Source organism: Enterobacter cloacae complex sp. GF14B, assembly GCF_004136805.1.
GTDB lineage: Bacteria > Pseudomonadota > Gammaproteobacteria > Enterobacterales > Enterobacteriaceae > Enterobacter > Enterobacter hormaechei_C.
In genome coordinates this window covers 86,882-104,352 of record NZ_QFRV01000002.1, presented here as the reverse complement: position 1 = coordinate 104,352, position 17,471 = coordinate 86,882, and the positions used below count along the sequence as shown (strand labels likewise).

Below are 17,471 nucleotides of genomic sequence, written 5' to 3'. Positions count from 1 at the left end.
TAAGGATCTTACCCCGATGAAAAAAATGCTCACTCTCTCGCTGCTGGCTCTCTGCGTTTCTCATGGCGCGGCGGCAGCAAACTACGCGCTCAGTAACGACAATATTGCCCTTTCGTTTGATGATGCAAATGCAACGGTAGTAGTAACGGACAGCAAATCTAACCATCCGCTCACGCCCCAGGAGCTGTTCTTTCTGACGCTGCCGGATGAAACAAAAATCCACACCGCTGATTTCAAAATCAAGCACGTCGAAAAGCAGGACAATGCGATAGTCATCGACTTTACGCATCCGGATTTTAACGTAACGGTGAAACTGAACCTGGTGAAGGGAAAATACGCCAGCATCGGCTACACCATCGCCGCCGTCGGGCAGCCGCGGGACGTAGCGAAAATTACCTTCTTCCCGACGAAGAAGCAGTCTCAGGCACCTTACGTTGACGGGGCGATTAACAGCTCGCCAATCGTGGCCGACTCGTTCTTCATCCTGCCAGACAAACCGATTGTGAATACTTACGCTTATGAAGCCACCACGAACCTCAACGTGGAGCTGAAAACGCCAATTCTGCCTGAGACACCGGTTAGTTTTACCACCTGGTTCGGCACTTTCCCGGAAACTAATCAGCTGCGCCGCAGCGTAAACCAGTTTATCGATGCCGTGCGTCCGCGGCCTTATAAGCCTTATCTGCACTACAACAGCTGGATGGACATCGGTTTCTTTACCCCTTACTCCGAGCAGGATGTCATTGGGCGGATGGACGAATGGAATAAAGAATTTATTGCCGGACGCGGGGTGGCGCTGGACGCGTTCCTGCTGGACGATGGCTGGGACGATCGCACCGGACGCTGGCTTTTTGGCCCGGCATTCAGCAACGGTTTTGGCAAAGTCAGGGAAAAAGCCGACAGCCTGCACAGCTCGGTTGGGCTGTGGCTTTCTCCGTGGGGCGGATACAACAAGCCGCGCGATATTCGCGTCTCGCATGCAAAAGAGTATGGTTTTGAAACCGTAGACGGCAAGCTGGCGCTGTCGGGGCCGAACTATTTTAAAAACTTTAACGATCAGATCATTAAGCTGATCAAAAACGAGCACATTACCTCGTTCAAGCTCGACGGAATGGGTAACGCCAATTCGCATATCAAGGGCAGCCCATTTGCATCGGATTTTGACGCATCCATTGCCCTGCTGCACAACATGCGCAGCGCAAACCCGAACCTGTTTATCAACCTGACCACCGGCACCGACGCCAGCCCGTCCTGGCTGTTCTATGCTGATTCAATCTGGCGTCAGGGCGATGATATCAACCTGTACGGCCCCGGCACGCCAGTGCAGCAGTGGATGACCTACCGCGATGCCGAAACCTGGCGATCCATCGTGCGCAAAGGTCCTCTGTTCCCGCTGAACTCACTGATGTACCACGGGATCGTCAGCGCAGAGAACGCTTACTATGGACTCGAGAAAGTGCAAACAGACAGCGATTTTGCCGATCAGGTCTGGAGCTACTTCGCAACCGGAACTCAGCTTCAGGAGCTGTACATCACGCCGTCCATGCTGAATAAGGCGAAGTGGGATACCCTGGCGCAGGCGGCGAAATGGTCGCGTGAGAATGCCAGCGTGCTGGTGGATACTCACTGGATTGGCGGTGACCCAACTTCGCTTCAGGTTTACGGCTGGGCCTCATGGAGTAAAGACAAAGCGATTTTTGGCTTACGCAACCCGTCGGATAAGCCGCAACGTTACTACCTGGATTTAACCAAAGATTTTGAGATCCCGGCAGGAGAGCGTTCGCAGTTTACCCTGAAAGCCGTGTACGGCAGTAATTCGACCGTACCAGAGGAGTATAAAAACGCTGTGGTAATTACGCTGCAACCGCTGGAAACGCTGGTGTTTGAGGCGATGCCGGGGAAATAGTGAGGCTCTGACACGGTGTAGGCCGGGTAAGGCGAAGCCGCCACCCGGCAAAACAGGCGGCAGGGGCTTACTCCCCCTGCTGCTCCAGCGCATATTTATACAGTGCATTTTTCTTCACGCCGTGGATCTCCGCCGCCAGCGCCGCCGCTTTTTTCAGGGGGAGTTCAGCCTGTAGCAGAGCCAGCGTACGCAGCGCATCGGCAGGCAGAGCGTCTTCCTGCGCTTTGTGCCCTTCAACAATCAGCACCATTTCGCCCTTGCGGCGGTTTTCATCCTCTTTCACCCACGCCAGCAGTTCGCCAACCGGCGCACCGTGAATGGTTTCCCACGTTTTGGTCAACTCGCGCGCCAGCACCACGTAGCGCCCTTCGCCCCAGACGGTCACCATATCTTCCAGGCTTTCCAGCAGACGGTGAGTTGATTCGTAGAAGATCAACGTACGCGGTTCAGCTTCCAGATCCTTTAACACATCGCGACGGCCTTTGGATTTAGCAGGCAGGAAGCCTTCGTAGCAGAAACGATCGGATGGCAGACCCGCAGCGCTTAACGCCGCAATCGCCGCGCACGGCCCGGGCAGCGGCACAACGCGGATGCCTGCTTCACGGCAGGTGCGTACCAGATGGTAGCCCGGATCGTTGATCAGCGGCGTTCCCGCATCGGAGACCAGCGCGATGTTCTGCCCTTCTTTAAGCTTCGCCACCAGCGTTTCGGCTTTTTGTTGCTCATTGTGATCGTGCAGGGCAAACAAACGGGCGTTAATGGCAAAGTGTTGTAGCAGTAAACCGGTATGACGGGTGTCTTCAGCAGCAATTAAATCAACAGCTTGCAATACGGTGAGCGCACGTTGGGTAATATCAGACAAATTCCCGATAGGAGTAGGTACAATATAAAGCTGGCCTTGAGAATTATCTGCCGTTTCGTGTTGTTTCATTGTTTCGTCCGTATTGCCGATTTAATATTGAGCATTGCGTAAAAAAATCACTGGATACAGTATGGTACCGTTAACGTTTCTTCGAAAAAAAGCCGCGCACAGCGTGCCCCTCCTGCTCGCAGCCCTGATCTTTACCGGCTGCGGCACCCAGGCACCTGACCAGAGCACTGCTCATATGCAGGGATCCGCTCAGGCTGATTCTGGCTTTTATCTGCAACAAATGTCGCAGAGTACAAATGATACCAGGATCAACTGGCAATTACTCGCCATTCGTGCACTGCTGAAAGAAGGGAAAACCCAGCAGGCCGCCGAGCTGTTCAGCCAGCTGCCGCAGGATCTTAACGACACTCAGCGCCATGAGAAGACGCTGCTGTCAGCAGAACTGAAGGTCGCGCAAAAAGATTACGACGGCGCGAAGAAGATCCTCGGCACCATCGATCTCAGCACGCTGGATAAAAACCAGCAGGCCCGTTTCTGGCAGGCCGGTATCACCGCTGAGCAGGGCCGCCCTTCCCTGACGCTACTCCGCGCGCTGATAGCCCAGGAGCCTCTGCTCGCGGGTGCGGACAAGCAAAAAAATATTGATGCAACCTGGCAGGCGCTCGCCTCCATGACCCAGGATCAGGCCAAAGCGCTGGTAATCAACGCCGATGAAAATGTTCTGCAAGGCTGGCTGGATCTGCAACAGATGTGGTTCAACAACCGCAGCGATCCGAACATGCTGAAAGCTGGCATTACCGACTGGCAAAAGCGTTACCCGCAAAACCCGGGAGCGAAAATGCTGCCAACGCAGCTGGTGAACGTGCAAAACTTTAAGCCCGCCTCCACCAGCAAAATCGCCCTACTGCTGCCGTTAAACGGTCAGGCAGCGGTGTTTGGTCGCGCCATTCAGCAAGGTTTCGAAGCCGCGAAAAACGGCACTACCGCCGTCAGCGGTAGCGCGGTTCCGACCCAGGCAGCACAAGCGGCGAATGTGAATGACGTTGTCAGCCCGTCCGCCGCCGAAACCAGCGACCTGACCACCGCGCAAACCCCTGCGCAGGGCACCATGCAGAATCCGGTTACCGCCCCAACGACGCAGCCCGCTCCCCCTGCGCCTGCGGCAACACAGGCCCCGGCTGAAACACCGGCGCCCGCGACGGCAGAACAACCTCAGCCGCAAACCGCGCAGCCGGAACAGCAGCCAGCAACCCAGCCGCAGGCTGTGGCCACCACCAGCGCTAACCCTGGTGCAGAGTTGAAAATCTACGACACCAGCGCCCAGCCGCTTGACCAGGTGCTGGCGCAGGTTCAGCAGGACGGGGCCAGCATCGTTGTCGGTCCGCTGTTGAAAAACAACGTGGAAGCGCTGATGAAGAGCAACACCACGCTGAACGTGCTGGCGCTTAACCAGCCTGAGCAGGTTCAGAACCGCGCCAATATCTGTTACTTCGCCCTCTCTCCGGAGGATGAAGCCCGCGATGCGGCCCGTCATATTCACGAGCAGGGCAAGCAGGCGCCGCTGCTGTTGATCCCACGCAGCACGCTGGGCGATCGCGTTGCCAACGCGTTTGCGCAAGAGTGGCAGACCCTTGGCGGTGGCGTGGTGTTGCAGCAGAAATTTGGCTCAGCTTCCGAACTGAGAGCGGGCGTGAACGGCGGGGCAGGTATTGCCCTCAACGGTAGCCCGGTATCCGCCAGCCTTCCGCAGCAGCAGAGCGTAACCATCGGCGGTCTGACGATCCCAGCGCCCCCTACCGACGCGCAAATCAGCGGCGGCGGTAAAGTGGATTCGGCGTACATCGTCGCTACGCCGGAAGAGATCGCCTTTATCAAACCGATGATCGCCATGCGTAACGGCAGCCAGAGCGGTGCAACGCTCTACGCCAGCTCACGCAGCGCACAGGGTACCGCAGGCCCGGATTTCCGTCTGGAAATGGAAGGACTGCAATACAGCGAGATCCCGATGCTTGCAGGCAGCAACCCGCAGTTGATGCAGCAGGCGCTGGGCGCGGTGCGCAATGACTATTCCCTGGCGCGTCTGTACGCGATGGGTGTCGATGCCTGGGCGCTGGCAAACCACTTCACCCAGATGCGCCAGGTACCGGGCTTCGAGCTTAACGGGAATACCGGCGATCTGACCGCCGATCAGGATTGTGTGATTAACAGGAAGTTATCATGGCTCAAATACCAGCAGGGGCAGATTGTCCCGGCCAGTTAAGCCGTAAACAGACCGGCGACGCGTGGGAGTTAAAGGCGCGTCGCTGGCTTGAAGGCAAAGGACTGCGCTTTGTCGCCGCCAACGTTCGCGGGCGCGGCGGCGAGATTGACCTGATCATGAAAGACGGTCAGACCATCGTGTTTGTTGAAGTTCGCTACCGACAGTCGTCCCGTTTTGGCGGTGCTGCCGCCAGCGTGACGCTCGCCAAACAACAAAAATTATTACAGACTGCCCACTTGTGGCTTGCCCGCCATAATGGGAGTTTTGATACTGTGGATTGCCGTTTCGATGTGGTAGCCTTCACCGGAAATGCGATCGACTGGCTTAAAAACGCGTTTGGCGAAGACGCATAAATAAGATTTTAAAGGGATACCGTGCTCGAACGAATTAAAGTGTGCTTCACAGAAAGCATTCAAACGCAGATTGCCGCGGCGGAAGCCCTTCCGGACGCGATCTCGCGTGCAGCGATGACACTGGTTCAGTCGCTGCTCAACGGCAACAAAATCCTCTGTTGTGGCAATGGCACGTCCGCCGCCAACGCACAGCATTTTGCTGCCAGCATGATTAATCGCTTCGAAACCGAGCGCCCGAGTTTACCTGCCATTGCACTAAACACCGATAACGTGGTCTTAACTGCGATTGCCAACGATCGTCTGCATGACGAAATCTACGCCAAGCAGGTGCGTGCCTTAGGCCATGCCGGAGACGTGCTGCTGGCGATCTCCACGCGCGGTAACAGCCGGGATATCGTTAAAGCAGTTGAAGCGGCAGTGACCCGGGATATGACGATTGTCGCCCTGACCGGTTACGACGGCGGTGAGCTGGCTGGCCTGCTGGGGCCGCAGGATGTGGAGATCCGCATTCCTTCGCACCGTAGCGCCCGCATCCAGGAGATGCATATGCTCACGGTGAACTGCTTATGCGATCTGATCGATAACACGCTTTTCCCTCACCAGGATGATTAAGGAGTTCTCATGAAGGTTTTATCGGCCCTTGCAGTCGTGATGTCTGCATTACTGCTTCAGGGATGCATCGCTGCCGCTGTAGTCGGTACCGCAGCGGTCGGCACCAAAGCAGCGACCGATCCGCGTACCGTTGGGACGCAGGTGGATGACGGTACGCTTGAGCTGCGCGTAAACAGTGCGCTGTCGAAAGACGAGCAGATCAAGAAGGAAGCACGCATCAACGTGACGGCTTATCAGGGCAAAGTGCTGCTGGCAGGCCAGGCGCCAAATCCTGAACTCGCCTCGCGCGCCAAACAGATCGCGATGGGTGTGGAAGGCACGGCGGAAGTGTATAACGAGATCCGCCAGGGCCAGCCGATTGGTCTCGGCACCGCGTCATCTGATACCTGGATCACCACCAAAGTGCGTTCCCAGCTGCTGGGTACCGACCAGGTGAAATCCTCAAACGTGAAAGTGACCACGGAGAACGGCGAAGTGTTCCTGCTGGGTCTGGTGACGGAACGTGAAGGGAAAGCGGCAGCGGATATCGCCAGCCGGGTGAGCGGCGTGAAGCACGTCACCACCGCGTTTACTTATATTAAGTAATTCACACCTGACTGTAAGCCCGGTAAGCGCAAGCGCCACCGGGCTTTCTTTCACACAAGCGCCATACTCCCCACAATCACTCCACTCAACGCCACCAGCCCCGCAGTCAGCCACAGCGCTTTCGCCGGGAATGACTTACGCAGCATGATAAGCGACGGCAGGCTCACCGCCGGCAGCGTGATGAGCAGCGCCAGCGCTGGTGCGGTCCCCATACCGGCCATCATCATGGTCTGAATAATCGGGATCTCCGCCGCGGTTGGGATCACGAACAGGCAACCGGCCACCGCCATCGCAATCACCCACATCAGCGTGTTGTCGATAGCGCCATCCGCATGCGGGAACAGCCAGACGCGCGCGGCCCCCAGCACCAGTACGGCCAGGATATAGACCGGAATGGTGCTCCAGAAAAGCTGCCACAGCGCTTTGCCCCAGCGAGCAAAGAAACTGCCCTGCGGCTCGCTGACGTCCAGCTCAACGGAAGCAGACCCGGCCTCGTTGTCTTTCACCAGGTGCTGCACCAGCGTAGCGACAAGCACCACCGTCAGCAGGCCAGCCGCCAGACGGATAAACGCGAAATGCCAGCCGAGAACGAAGCCCATAAACACCAGCGTTGCCGGATTCAGCAGTGGGTTACCCATCCAGAAGGCAAGCGCGCCGCCCATCGACACGCGCTGTCGGCGCATACCCGCCGCCACCGGTGCGGCGCAGCAGGAACACATCATGCCCGGCAGGGAGAAAATCGTCCCCAGCAGCGTGCCCTGCAAGCGCGGCTGTCCCAGGGTTTTCACCAGCCAGTTACGCGGGATAAGTACCTGAATCAGCGAGCCCAGCAATACGCCCAATACCGCCGCTTTCCAGACGGCAAGAAAATAGACCATTGCGTAATCCCACGCCGCGCGTAGCGGGCTGGAATCGGCCTGCGCGAGAATCGATTTACCGATGCTGTGGGTGTCGGCGGCGGTGAAGGCTTTACCGTAGTACGGCTGCCATTTCACATACCAGAGGCCAATGATGACCACGAGAAAGAAGAGTGCGGGCTTCCACCACTGAACAGGTGTTGCCGCCTGAGATGAAGACTGACCAGTCATACCATTCCCCGGAAGGTGTTATTTAATAAGCCGGGGAAGTTTACGCCTCGCCCTGCGCGATTTCACGCAGTTTTGCCGAAGGGATAATATTAACCCCCTCCTGCGACGGAGCCAGCGCCTCTTTTAGCATCGCCAGCGCGACATCCCGCGCCTCGATGGACTTCCAGTTACCCGGCAGAATGCGAAACAGCGGAGCGAAAAAAGACTCGTTAAAACGACGTTCGTCACGGTGCCCCATCAGCATGGAAGGCCGCGCGATGGTCAGGCGCTCCCATTTCTGCGCGATTAACGCCTCTTCCATTTTGCCCTTCACCTGGTTGTAAAAAAACGGCGAGCCTGCGTTCGCGCCGTGCGCGCTGACCACCAGGAAATGTTTTGCGCCCAGCTTTTTCGCCGTCAGGGCGGTATCCACCACCAGCGTGTAATCCGCATGGACAAAAGCTTCTTTACTGCCCGCTTCCCGTCGGGTGGTGCCAAGGCAGCAAAAGGCGATATCAATGGGATCCTGCACCTGCGCCAGCGCGTCGGTGAGCTGTGGATCGTGCGGGTTATAGACGCCGGTGATATCCAACAGCGGGCGACGCGTCGGGGCGGCGATATAGTTGATATGCCGATCCTGGATCAGCAGCCGCAGCAGATGTCCACCCACCAGCCCGGTTGCGCCGGTAATCAGTACCTGACTCATCTTATCCCCTTTACAGAATTGTCCGTTTGCGTTCTGGGCCTGCTCTACCACACTTAAAAGTCTGTTACCGGTAAGTATTTACCACAAACGGGAAAAAAACAGTCTGAAGCGAAAACAACGGAGGAAGCATGGGTAAAAAAATCGCAGTCTTGATTACCGACGAGTTTGAAGATTCAGAATTTACGTCGCCAGCAGAGGCATTCCGCAAGGCGGGCCACGAAGTGGTCACCATCGAGAAAGAAGCGGGTAAAACCGTGAAGGGCCATAAGGGCGAAGCCAGCGTGACCATTGACGAATCCATTGATAACGTCAGCCCGTCGGATTTCGACGCCCTGCTGTTACCGGGCGGCCATTCACCGGATTCCCTGCGCGGGGACGAGCGTTTCGTCACCTTTACCCGTGACTTCGTCGGCACCGGTAAACCGGTGTTTGCCATTTGCCACGGTCCGCAGCTGCTGATCAGCGCCGAGGTGGTACGCGGGCGTAAGCTCACCGCGGTGAAACCGATCGTTATCGATCTGAAAAACGCGGGAGCCGAGTTCTACGATCAGGAAGTGGTGAACGATAACGATCAGCTGATCACCAGCCGTACACCGGACGATCTGCCGGCGTTTAACCGTGAAGCGCTACGCCTGCTCGGCGCGTAACCAGTGCAGCTTTTTACCAAAGCCCAGGGTGTTGTCGGTAAATTTCAGCTCATCAAGGCGGATTTCCCACACCGGGGCTTTTAGCGCCGCAGCCACCGGGAAGCGGCGCGTATAGCGTTTACGTTGCGCGTCGCTCTCCTCCCCTTCCAGGCGACGAATTTCACCTTTGAACTGGACCCCGCGGATCAGCGCAACGGTTTTAGGCTGACCGTTTACCGTACCTGCCACTTTTGCCTGTTGGCCCGTCATCTGCGCATGCCGCGTTTTGTCTTCGCTCATTACGTAAAAGGCCACGCGCTCGGGATCGTAGTAATAATAGGCATTTGCGCACCACATCTCCTCGTCTTTACAGACGCACCAGGTCACGACATGCTGCTTTGCCAGCCAGCGGTTAATGGCGGCCAGTGTTTCCATTTTCGCTCTCTCTCATGCTATGGTGCGTTCACCTTAACATACTGAATCTGTTTACCGTGTGCTGGTTTCTCTATCTTGTCCGAACCGCTGATAACGCACTCTACACCGGGATCACTACCGATGTGGCACGGCGTTTTTTACAACATCAAACGGGGAAAGGGGCGAAAGCACTACGGGGGAAAGGTGAACTTCAGTTAGCGTTTTCAGCCGCCGTGGGCGACAGATCCCTGGCGCTCAGGCTGGAATACCGCATCAAGCAGCTGACAAAGCGCCAGAAAGAGCGTCTCGTCAACGGGGACGGCTCTTTCGAGGCGCTACGCGAAAGCCTGCTTAAAAACGATTGAAATGATCGTGGTACTCCACCAGACCGGTAACGCCGTCGAGCGCATCATCCGCCAGAGGATGCACCTGGAAAGATGTTTCCGTGCCCGGCCAGTGGCAGCGCAGATCGTATCTGGACGCTGGCTCAAAACCTAAACGTTCGTAGAACGCCGGATCGCCCAGAACGACGACAGCGGCATAGCCAAATTCATTCAGTGAATCCAGCCCTTCATAGACCAGCTGGCGCGCCAGGCCCTGGCCACGGTAGTTTTCATCCACCGCCAACGGCGCCATGCCGACCCACTGTAACTCTTCACCCTGCACAATCACCGGGCTGAAGGCCACGTAGCCGACCACCTGCCCTTCATCGTCGGTGGCAACCAGGCCCAGCGTAATCAGGCCATCTTCGCGAAGATCGTGAACCAGTTGGGCTTCGGCGTCGCCTGCAAAAGAGCGGCGTAACAACGCATCGATACCCGGCGCATCAATCCCAATTTCGACTCGAATCAGCATGGTTCACCTACTGAAGTGTGTTTACTGTCCGGCGGGGTTTTTAGCCCGGCCTCAACGAAATCTGCCATTTGCATCAACATCATACGCAGCGCTTTCGGCATCTGCTCCAGTTCAATGGCATCCATTAAATTTTTGACGTACAGACCGAGCTCCGTGTCGCCTTCAATCACCAGACGACGCTGGAAGAAGAGGGTGTCCGGATCCTGTTTGCGCGCGGCGATCATCAGCAGATCGCTGGCATCCGCGCTAAAGCTGACATCCGCCTCGGCGGTTTCACGGACGATAAGCCGATCGTTCTCAACGGAAGTAAACCAGCGCAACCCGATATCGCGCACTTCAATCTTTAACCAGCGGCCTTCCAGAAACTCCAGCTCACCGTCCTGTAGCGCCTGGCGGAACTGCCAGCTCAGTACCTGTTCCAGCACCTGGCGTTTAAGCGCGAACGGCGCCAGTTTTACCGGCACGCTCAGCATTGATGGACCAAATTGTACGAGACGTGAACGCAGTTTATCCAGCACGAGCTTTACTCCCTGATAGCTATAGTCCTGCTATTTTGCCATATCCCGACAAGAAGATAGCGGCGTAAATCAACAAACCGTTGTCCGGTGTACCTCATTATTGGTGCCATCAATACGCCATTAGCTGCCTTAAATCAAAAATTGTCGCGTATGGGTTAATTAAAATCCCAGCTCGTTAACATTTTTTACGATCCCTGCGATCGACAACATCGGGATAAATTATGGAGCTGCTCTGCCCTGCCGGAAACCTTCCGGCGCTTAAGGCGGCCATCGAAAATGGGGCCGATGCGGTCTATATCGGGCTGAAAGATGATACCAACGCCCGCCATTTTGCGGGTCTTAACTTTACGGAGAAAAAGCTTCAGGAAGCCGTTAACTTCGTCCACCAGCACCGGCGCAAACTGCACATCGCCATCAATACCTTTGCCCATCCTGATGGCTATGCCCGCTGGCAGCGCGCCGTGGATATGGCGGCCCAGCTGGGCGCCGATGCGCTGATCCTGGCCGATCTCGCCATGCTTGAGTATGCGGCAGAACGTTATCCGCATATTGAGCGCCATGTCTCTGTTCAGGCATCGGCCACCAATGAAGAGGCCGTCCGTTTTTATCATCGACACTTTGACGTGGCTCGCGTAGTGCTGCCGCGCGTACTCTCTATTCATCAGGTTAAGCAACTGGCGCGCGTCACGCCAGTGCCGCTGGAGGTTTTTGCCTTCGGCAGCCTGTGCATCATGGCCGAAGGCCGCTGCTATCTTTCCTCGTATTTGACCGGCGAATCGCCAAATACCGTCGGCGCCTGCTCGCCTGCCCGCTTCGTTCGCTGGCAGCAAACGCCGCAGGGACTGGAGTCACGCCTGAATGATGTGTTAATTGACCGCTATCAGGACGGTGAAAACGCGGGCTACCCGACGCTGTGCAAAGGCCGATATCTGGTGGACGGTGAGCGCTACCACGCGCTGGAGGAGCCCACCAGCCTCAACACGCTGGAACTGCTGCCAGAGCTGCTGGCCGCCAATATTGCCTCGGTGAAAATCGAAGGCCGCCAGCGCAGCCCGGCCTACGTGAGCCAGGTGGCAAAGGTGTGGCGTCAGGCCATCGACCGCTGCATGGCGGACCCGCAAAACTACGCTCCGCAGGCGGCATGGATGGAGACGCTCGGCGCGATGTCCGAAGGCACCCAAACCACGCTCGGCGCGTATCACCGTAAATGGCAGTGAGAAAATCATGAAATATTCATTAGGGCCGGTGCTTTACTACTGGTCAAAAGAGACGCTGGAAGATTTTTACCAGCAGGCCGCCACCAGCAGCGCCGATGTGATTTACCTCGGCGAAGCGGTGTGCAGCAAGCGCCGCGCCACCAAAGTGGGCGACTGGCTGGATATGGCGAAAAGCCTGGCCGGCAGCGGCAAGCAGGTGGTGCTCTCGACGCTGGCGCTGGTGCAGGCGTCCTCTGAACTGGGCGAGCTGAAGCGCTACGTCGAAAACGGTGAGTTCCTGCTGGAGGCGAGCGACCTGGGCGTGGTGAACATGTGCGCCGAACGTAAGCTGCCGTTTGTCGCCGGACATGCCCTGAACTGCTATAACGCCGTGACCCTGCGCCTGCTGCTCAAACAGGGGATGACCCGCTGGTGCATGCCGGTTGAACTCTCCCGCGACTGGCTGGCCAACCTGCTTACACAGTGCGAAGAGCTGGGCATTCGCAACAAGTTTGAAGTGGAAGTTCTGAGCTATGGGCATCTGCCGCTGGCCTACTCTGCCCGCTGCTTCACCGCACGTTCCGAAGATCGTCCGAAAGACGAGTGCGAAACCTGCTGCATTAAGTACCCGAACGGACGCAGCATGCTGTCGCAGGAGAATCAGCAGGTGTTTGTTCTTAACGGCATTCAGACCATGAGCGGTTACGTCTATAACCTCGGCAACGAACTGGCATCAATGCACGGGCTGGTGGATATGGTGCGTCTTTCGCCGCTGGATACCGGCGTATTCGCCATGCTGGACGCCTTCCGCGCCAACGAAAATGGCGCTGCTCCGCTGCCTCTGACGGCAAACAGCGACTGCAACGGTTACTGGCGACGTCTCGCCGGGCTGGAATTGCAGGCATAAAAAAGGCTCACTTTGTTAACAACGGTTATCATTTTTTAATACAGTATTAAAGATTGACCGTCGACAAAGTGAGCTGTTATGACTGACAAAACCATTCCGTTTTCGGTGCTGGATCTGGCGCCGATCCCACAAGGCTCCTCGGCCAGAGAAGCCTTCACGCACTCTCTCGATCTTGCTCAGCTTGCCGAAAAGCGCGGCTATCACCGCTACTGGCTGGCGGAGCACCACAATATGGTGGGCATCGCCAGCGCCGCCACCTCGGTGCTGATTGGCTATCTGGCGGCGAATACCACCACACTGCACCTGGGCTCCGGCGGCGTGATGCTGCCAAACCACGCCCCGCTGGTGATTGCTGAGCAGTTCGGGACGCTGAATACCCTCTATCCGGGCCGTATTGATTTAGGGCTTGGCCGCGCGCCGGGCAGCGACCAGCCGACCATGCGCGCCCTGCGTCGCCATATGAGCGGCGATATCGATAACTTCCCGCGCGATGTGGCGGAGCTGGTGGACTGGTTTGACGCGCGGGATCCGAACCCGCACGTGCGTCCTGTGCCGGGGTACGGGGAAAAGATCCCGGTATGGCTGTTAGGCTCAAGTCTGTACAGCGCGCAGCTCGCCGCCCAGTTGGGGCTGCCGTTTGCGTTTGCCTCGCATTTCGCACCGGATATGCTGCATCAGGCGCTGCATCTCTACCGCACGCACTTCAAACCGTCCGAGCGTCTGGAGAAACCGTACGCGATGGTGTGTATCAATATCATTGCCGCCGACAGCAACCGCGACGCGGAATTCCTGTTCACCTCCATGCAGCAGGCGTTTGTGAAGCTGCGTCGCGGTGAGACGGGCCAGCTGCCGCCGCCGGTAGAGAATATGCATCAGCTATGGTCGGCCTCCGAGCAGTATGGCGTGCAGCAGGCTCTGAGTATGTCGCTGGTAGGTGATAAGGCGAAAGTGCGTCACGGGCTGGAGTCGGTGCTGCGTGAAACCCAGGCGGATGAGATTATGGTTAACGGCCAGATTTTCGATCACCAGGCGCGTCTGCATTCGTTTGATTTGGCAATGCAGGTGAAAGAGGAGTTGGTGGGGTAGTTTTTTGCTTTGCCCGGTGGCGCTTCGCTTACCGGGCCTACATTCTTTTCTCCCTCTCCCTGCGGCAGAGGGCCGGGGTGAGGGGTTCAGACCGCACGTTTTACTGATACACAGGCAACAGATTAAAACTCGACAGCACGTGGACCACCGCGTTGCCGATACCAAATACCAGAATCAGCGCAATCATCGGCTTTCCGCCCCAGACGCGGAATTTCGGGCTGCCGAAGCGCTTACGTGATTTGCGCGCCAGCAGCGCCGGTACAATCGCCGCCCAGATGGTGGCCGCCAGTCCCGCATAGCCGATGGCGTACAGGAAACCGTTCGGCCACAGCAGGCCGCCCACAATCGGCGGCAGGAAGGTCAACAGCGCCGTTTTGAAGCGCCCCGTCGCAGAGTCATCAAAACCAAACAGATCCGCCAGGTAGTCAAACAGGCCCAGCGTCACGCCGAGGAATGAACTCGCCACCGCAAAGTTCGAGAAGACCACCAGAAGCAGATCCAGGCTGCGGCTGTTCAGCACGCCGCCCAGCGCCTGTACCAGCACATCAATGTTACCGCCCTTCTGCGCAATGCCGATAAATTCCGGACGCGGGATGTTACCCATCGTCCCCAGCAGCCAGATCACATACAGCGCCAGCGCCAGCAGCGTGCCGTAAACCAGGCATTTCACGATGGTGCGCGGATCCTTGCCGTAGTACTTCATCAGGCTCGGTACGTTACCGTGGTAGCCAAACGACGCCAGACAGAACGGCAGGGTCATCAGCAGGTACGGCGTATAAGAGGTGTTCGTTTCGGCAACGTTAAACAGCGTGGCCGGCGTGACGTGCCCCAGCAGGCTGCCGAAGGTAAGAAAGAAGGTGATGACCTTTGCGCCCAGCACGATTGCCGTCATGCGGCTGACCGCTTTGGTGCTCATCCAGACGATAAACGCCACGCCCAGCGCGAAGCAGAGACCCGCCAGACGCGCCGGAACGTTCAGCGACATCTCTGAGAAGGTGTGATGCAGAATCGACCCGCTCGCTGAAATGTACGCGTAGGTCAGGATATAGAGTACAAACGCGATGGACAGCCCGTTCACCAGGTTCCAGCCTTTGCCCAACAGATCCCGGGTGAGGGTGTCGAAGCTGGAGCCAATGCGATAGTTCAGGTTTGCTTCAAGGATCATCAGCCCGGAATGGAGCATGCAGAACCAGGTGAAAACCAGCGCCGCCAGCGACCAGAAGAACCACGCACCGGACATGACCACAGGCAGGGAAAACATCCCGGCACCAATGATGGTTCCGCCGATGATCACCACGCCGCCAAGCAGCGAAGGTGACGTTTGGGTGGTGGTTAGTGTTGCCATGCGGCCTTATCTCCAGTGAAAAATGTGGTTCTGCATTTTAATGTGCTGCACTGTACCAGTACAAGAGTACAAAAGGAATAAAAAAAGCCCCGATAGCGACTATCGGGGCTGTATATTTTACTTTACGTCAGAAGCGAAAGGCTTACGCGTCACCGAAACGACGACGGCTGGCACCTTCTTCACGGCGTGGACCACGGTTTTCGCGGCGCTCGCCGGAGAAACGACGGCCTTCACCACCGCGACCTTCGCTGCGACCGCCTTCACGACGCTCGCCACCGAAACCGCGACCACCGCCACGACGTTCGCCGCCACGGTCAGGACGTGGCTGTGCATCGCCCAGCAGCTGCATGTTCATCGGCTTGTTCAGGATGCGGGTGCGAGTAAAGTGTTGCAGTACTTCGCCCGGCATGCCTTTTGGCAGCTCGATGGTGGAGTGGGAACCGAACAGCTTGATGTTACCAATGTAACGGCTGCTGATGTCGCCTTCGTTAGCGATCGCGCCAACGATGTGACGAACTTCAACACCATCATCACGGCCCACTTCAATGCGATACAGTTCCATTTCGCCAGCGTCACGACGCTCGCGACGTGGACGGTCTTCACCACCACGCTCTGGACGGTCACCGCGTGGACCACGGTCGTTACGGTCGCCACGACGTTCGAAACGATCGTCACGGTCACGGAACTCACGCTTAGGACGCATCGGCGCATCAGGTGGCACGATCAGGCTACGTTCGCCCTGCGCCATTTTCAGCAGTGCTGCGGCCAGGGTTTCCATGTCCAGCTCTTCGCCTTCAGCGACAGGCTGGATCTGGGACAGCAGTGCACGGTACTGATCCAGATCGCTGCTTTCCAGCTGCTGCTGTACTTTCGCGGCGAATTTTTCCAGACGGCGTTTGCCCAGCAGTTCTGCGTTTGGCAGCTCAGCTTCTGGAATGGTCAGCTTCATGGTGCGTTCAATGTTACGCAGCAGACGACGCTCGCGGTTCTCAACGAACAGCAGCGCACGGCCCGCACGCCCCGCACGACCGGTACGGCCGATACGGTGAACGTAAGACTCGGAGTCCATTGGGATATCGTAGTTTACAACCAGGCTGATACGCTCAACGTCCAGGCCACGTGCTGCCACGTCGGTTGCAATCAGGATATCCAGACGACCGTCTTTCAGACGCTCCAGAGTCTGCTCACGCAGGGCCTGGTTCATGTCGCCGTTCAGCGCTGCGCTGTTGTAGCCGCTACGCTCCAGGGCTTCAGCCACTTCCAGGGTCGCGTTTTTGGTACGAACGAAGATAATCGCCGCATCAAAATCTTCCGCTTCCAGGAAACGCACCAGCGCTTCGTTTTTGCGCATGCCGTATACAGACCAGTAGCTCTGGCTGATGTCCGGGCGAGTGGTCACGCTGGACTGAATGCGCACTTCCTGCGGCTCTTTCATGAAGCGGCGGGTAATGCGACGGATCGCTTCTGGCATAGTTGCAGAGAACAGAGCGGTCTGATGACCTTCCGGGATCTGCGCCATGATGGTTTCTACGTCTTCGATGAAGCCCATACGCAGCATTTCATCGGCTTCGTCCAGTACCAGGCCGCTCAGTTTAGAGAGATCCAGGGTACCGCGCTTCAGGTGATCCAGCAGACGGCCCGGCGTACCGACAACAATCTGTGGACCCTGGCGCAGGGCGCGTAACTGCACGTCATAACGCTGGCCGCCGTACAGGGCTACCACGTTTACGCCGCGCATATGTTTAGAGAATTCCGTCATGGCTTCAGCAACCTGAACAGCCAGTTCACGGGTTGGAGCCAGGACGAGGATCTGCGGCGCGCGCAGGTCCGGATCAATGTTGTTCAGCAGCGGCAGCGAGAATGCTGCGGTTTTACCGCTACCAGTCTGGGCCATGCCCAGCACGTCACGACCAGAAAGCAGGTGTGGGATACACTCAGCCTGGATCGGAGATGGTTTTTCGTAACCCAGATCGTTAAGGGCTTCAAGGATAGGAGCCTTCAGGCCCAGATCTGCAAAAGTGGTTTCGAATTCAGCCATGTAGTACAAGTGCCTCGATATTAATGGCGGCCAGTCTACTTAGCTCATCGTGAAAATGATTAGCAATTTTCATTGAAAAGTGTGAACCGGCTCAAATTAGGTGTATTGACGAACAACAACGCCCTC

At 57.2% G+C, this 17,471-nt stretch carries 19 protein-coding genes; 10 read left to right on the top strand and 9 right to left on the bottom strand.

What is annotated here, in order from left to right; genetic code table 11:
• Positions 1-16: 16 nt before the first annotated feature.
• Positions 17-1,906, top strand: a complete 1,890-nt coding sequence (locus tag DD606_RS01325; RefSeq protein WP_023323780.1) for an enterotoxin — start codon at positions 17-19, stop codon at positions 1,904-1,906.
• A 67-nt stretch (positions 1,907-1,973) separates the two neighbouring features.
• On the opposite strand, the gene rsmI is transcribed toward DD606_RS01325, so the two are convergent.
• Positions 1,974-2,837 carry a 16S rRNA (cytidine(1402)-2'-O)-methyltransferase gene (rsmI, locus tag DD606_RS01320; protein ID WP_000809144.1) on the bottom strand — a complete coding sequence of 288 codons (864 nt, stop codon included), beginning with the start codon at positions 2,835-2,837 and terminating at the stop codon, positions 1,974-1,976.
• A 61-nt stretch (positions 2,838-2,898) separates the two neighbouring features.
• Between rsmI and DD606_RS01310 the strand changes: the two genes are divergently transcribed.
• From DD606_RS01310 to dolP, 4 genes are read left to right on the top strand one after another with little or no spacing between them, the layout of a single operon-like run.
• Complete coding sequence (locus DD606_RS01310) at positions 2,899-5,037, top strand: penicillin-binding protein activator (RefSeq protein ID WP_059371085.1); 2,139 nt, start codon at positions 2,899-2,901, stop codon at positions 5,035-5,037.
• Positions 4,995-5,390, top strand: coding sequence for a YraN family protein (locus DD606_RS01305; protein WP_003861751.1), 396 nt, complete (start codon positions 4,995-4,997; stop codon positions 5,388-5,390). Before DD606_RS01310 ends, DD606_RS01305 begins: the two co-directional genes overlap by 43 nt.
• A gap of 21 nt (positions 5,391-5,411) precedes the next feature.
• Positions 5,412-6,002, top strand: coding sequence for a DnaA initiator-associating protein DiaA (gene diaA, locus DD606_RS01300; RefSeq protein ID WP_003861754.1), 591 nt, complete (start codon positions 5,412-5,414; stop codon positions 6,000-6,002).
• A gap of 9 nt (positions 6,003-6,011) precedes the next feature.
• A complete protein-coding gene (dolP, locus tag DD606_RS01295) occupies positions 6,012-6,587 on the top strand; it encodes a division/outer membrane stress-associated lipid-binding lipoprotein (RefSeq protein WP_003861756.1) in 576 nt (191 codons plus the stop codon).
• Between the two features lie 50 nt (positions 6,588-6,637).
• On the opposite strand, the gene DD606_RS01290 is transcribed toward dolP, so the two are convergent.
• Entirely contained in the window at positions 6,638-7,675 is a 1,038-nt protein-coding gene (locus DD606_RS01290; protein ID WP_003861758.1) for a permease, read from the bottom strand.
• A 40-nt stretch (positions 7,676-7,715) separates the two neighbouring features.
• Positions 7,716-8,360: an NAD(P)H-binding protein gene (locus tag DD606_RS01285; RefSeq protein ID WP_023304489.1), complete on the bottom strand. Its 645-nt coding sequence runs from the start codon at positions 8,358-8,360 to the stop codon at positions 7,716-7,718.
• A gap of 128 nt (positions 8,361-8,488) precedes the next feature.
• Between DD606_RS01285 and DD606_RS01280 the strand changes: the two genes are divergently transcribed.
• The gene (locus DD606_RS01280; RefSeq protein ID WP_015571965.1) at positions 8,489-9,007 is read left to right on the top strand and encodes a type 1 glutamine amidotransferase domain-containing protein; all 519 of its coding nucleotides are present in this window, start codon (positions 8,489-8,491) and stop codon (positions 9,005-9,007) included.
• Here the strand turns inward: DD606_RS01280 and DD606_RS01275 are convergent.
• The gene (locus tag DD606_RS01275) at positions 8,987-9,421 is read right to left on the bottom strand and encodes a YhbP family protein (RefSeq protein WP_129258084.1); all 435 of its coding nucleotides are present in this window, start codon (positions 9,419-9,421) and stop codon (positions 8,987-8,989) included. The genes DD606_RS01280 and DD606_RS01275 overlap by 21 nt on opposite strands.
• Before the next feature lie 14 nt (positions 9,422-9,435).
• Here DD606_RS01275 and DD606_RS01270 point away from each other — a divergent pair, with 14 nt between their 5' ends.
• A complete protein-coding gene (locus DD606_RS01270) occupies positions 9,436-9,765 on the top strand; it encodes a GIY-YIG nuclease family protein (protein ID WP_003861768.1) in 330 nt (109 codons plus the stop codon).
• Here DD606_RS01270 and DD606_RS01265 read toward each other — a convergent pair.
• Both DD606_RS01265 and DD606_RS01260 read right to left on the bottom strand, forming a co-directional pair.
• Entirely contained in the window at positions 9,752-10,255 is a 504-nt protein-coding gene (locus tag DD606_RS01265; protein WP_003861769.1) for a GNAT family N-acetyltransferase, read from the bottom strand. The genes DD606_RS01270 and DD606_RS01265 overlap by 14 nt on opposite strands.
• A complete protein-coding gene (locus DD606_RS01260; RefSeq protein WP_003861771.1) occupies positions 10,249-10,773 on the bottom strand; it encodes an SCP2 domain-containing protein in 525 nt (174 codons plus the stop codon). Before DD606_RS01260 ends, DD606_RS01265 begins: the two co-directional genes overlap by 7 nt.
• A 221-nt stretch (positions 10,774-10,994) precedes the next feature.
• Here DD606_RS01260 and DD606_RS01255 point away from each other — a divergent pair, with 221 nt between their 5' ends.
• From DD606_RS01255 to DD606_RS01245, 3 genes are all read left to right on the top strand, one after another.
• Positions 10,995-11,990 (top strand): peptidase U32 family protein, encoded by a 996-nt coding sequence (locus DD606_RS01255; protein WP_003861773.1) that lies wholly within the window; start codon positions 10,995-10,997, stop codon positions 11,988-11,990.
• 7 nt (positions 11,991-11,997) lie between these two features.
• Positions 11,998-12,876, top strand: a complete 879-nt coding sequence (locus DD606_RS01250; RefSeq protein ID WP_045347166.1) for a U32 family peptidase — start codon at positions 11,998-12,000, stop codon at positions 12,874-12,876.
• A 78-nt stretch (positions 12,877-12,954) separates the two neighbouring features.
• Complete coding sequence (locus DD606_RS01245; protein ID WP_003861777.1) at positions 12,955-13,962, top strand: LLM class flavin-dependent oxidoreductase; 1,008 nt, start codon at positions 12,955-12,957, stop codon at positions 13,960-13,962.
• A 100-nt stretch (positions 13,963-14,062) separates the two neighbouring features.
• Here DD606_RS01245 and mtr read toward each other — a convergent pair whose 3' ends face one another.
• From mtr to yrbN, 3 genes are all read right to left on the bottom strand, one after another.
• A complete protein-coding gene (gene mtr, locus DD606_RS01240; protein WP_003861779.1) occupies positions 14,063-15,307 on the bottom strand; it encodes a tryptophan permease in 1,245 nt (414 codons plus the stop codon).
• 142 nt (positions 15,308-15,449) lie between these two features.
• Positions 15,450-17,345 (bottom strand): DEAD/DEAH family ATP-dependent RNA helicase, encoded by a 1,896-nt coding sequence (locus DD606_RS01235; protein WP_003861780.1) that lies wholly within the window; start codon positions 17,343-17,345, stop codon positions 15,450-15,452.
• The gene (gene yrbN / locus DD606_RS01230) at positions 17,338-17,418 is read right to left on the bottom strand and encodes a protein YrbN (protein WP_097397692.1); all 81 of its coding nucleotides are present in this window, start codon (positions 17,416-17,418) and stop codon (positions 17,338-17,340) included. The genes DD606_RS01235 and yrbN overlap by 8 nt, the downstream gene beginning before the upstream one ends.
• Between the last annotated feature and the right edge of the window lie 53 nt (positions 17,419-17,471).

Coding starts and splice junctions, on each gene's coding strand:
- DD606_RS01325 (WP_023323780.1), top strand. CDS start 17: ATGAAAAAAATGCTCACTCTCTCGCTGCTGGCTCTCTGCGTTTCTCAT.
- rsmI (WP_000809144.1), bottom strand. CDS start 2,837: ATGAAACAACACGAAACGGCAGATAATTCTCAAGGCCAGCTTTATATT.
- DD606_RS01310 (WP_059371085.1), top strand. CDS start 2,899: ATGGTACCGTTAACGTTTCTTCGAAAAAAAGCCGCGCACAGCGTGCCC.
- DD606_RS01305 (WP_003861751.1), top strand. CDS start 4,995: ATGGCTCAAATACCAGCAGGGGCAGATTGTCCCGGCCAGTTAAGCCGT.
- dolP (WP_003861756.1), top strand. CDS start 6,012: ATGAAGGTTTTATCGGCCCTTGCAGTCGTGATGTCTGCATTACTGCTT.
- DD606_RS01290 (WP_003861758.1), bottom strand. CDS start 7,675: ATGACTGGTCAGTCTTCATCTCAGGCGGCAACACCTGTTCAGTGGTGG.
- DD606_RS01285 (WP_023304489.1), bottom strand. CDS start 8,360: ATGAGTCAGGTACTGATTACCGGCGCAACCGGGCTGGTGGGTGGACAT.
- DD606_RS01280 (WP_015571965.1), top strand. CDS start 8,489: ATGGGTAAAAAAATCGCAGTCTTGATTACCGACGAGTTTGAAGATTCA.
- DD606_RS01275 (WP_129258084.1), bottom strand. CDS start 9,421: ATGGAAACACTGGCCGCCATTAACCGCTGGCTGGCAAAGCAGCATGTC.
- DD606_RS01270 (WP_003861768.1), top strand. CDS start 9,436: ATGCTATGGTGCGTTCACCTTAACATACTGAATCTGTTTACCGTGTGC.
- DD606_RS01265 (WP_003861769.1), bottom strand. CDS start 10,255: ATGCTGATTCGAGTCGAAATTGGGATTGATGCGCCGGGTATCGATGCG.
- DD606_RS01255 (WP_003861773.1), top strand. CDS start 10,995: ATGGAGCTGCTCTGCCCTGCCGGAAACCTTCCGGCGCTTAAGGCGGCC.
- DD606_RS01250 (WP_045347166.1), top strand. CDS start 11,998: ATGAAATATTCATTAGGGCCGGTGCTTTACTACTGGTCAAAAGAGACG.
- DD606_RS01245 (WP_003861777.1), top strand. CDS start 12,955: ATGACTGACAAAACCATTCCGTTTTCGGTGCTGGATCTGGCGCCGATC.
- mtr (WP_003861779.1), bottom strand. CDS start 15,307: ATGGCAACACTAACCACCACCCAAACGTCACCTTCGCTGCTTGGCGGC.
- DD606_RS01235 (WP_003861780.1), bottom strand. CDS start 17,345: ATGGCTGAATTCGAAACCACTTTTGCAGATCTGGGCCTGAAGGCTCCT.
- yrbN (WP_097397692.1), bottom strand. CDS start 17,418: ATGAAAATTGCTAATCATTTTCACGATGAGCTAAGTAGACTGGCCGCC.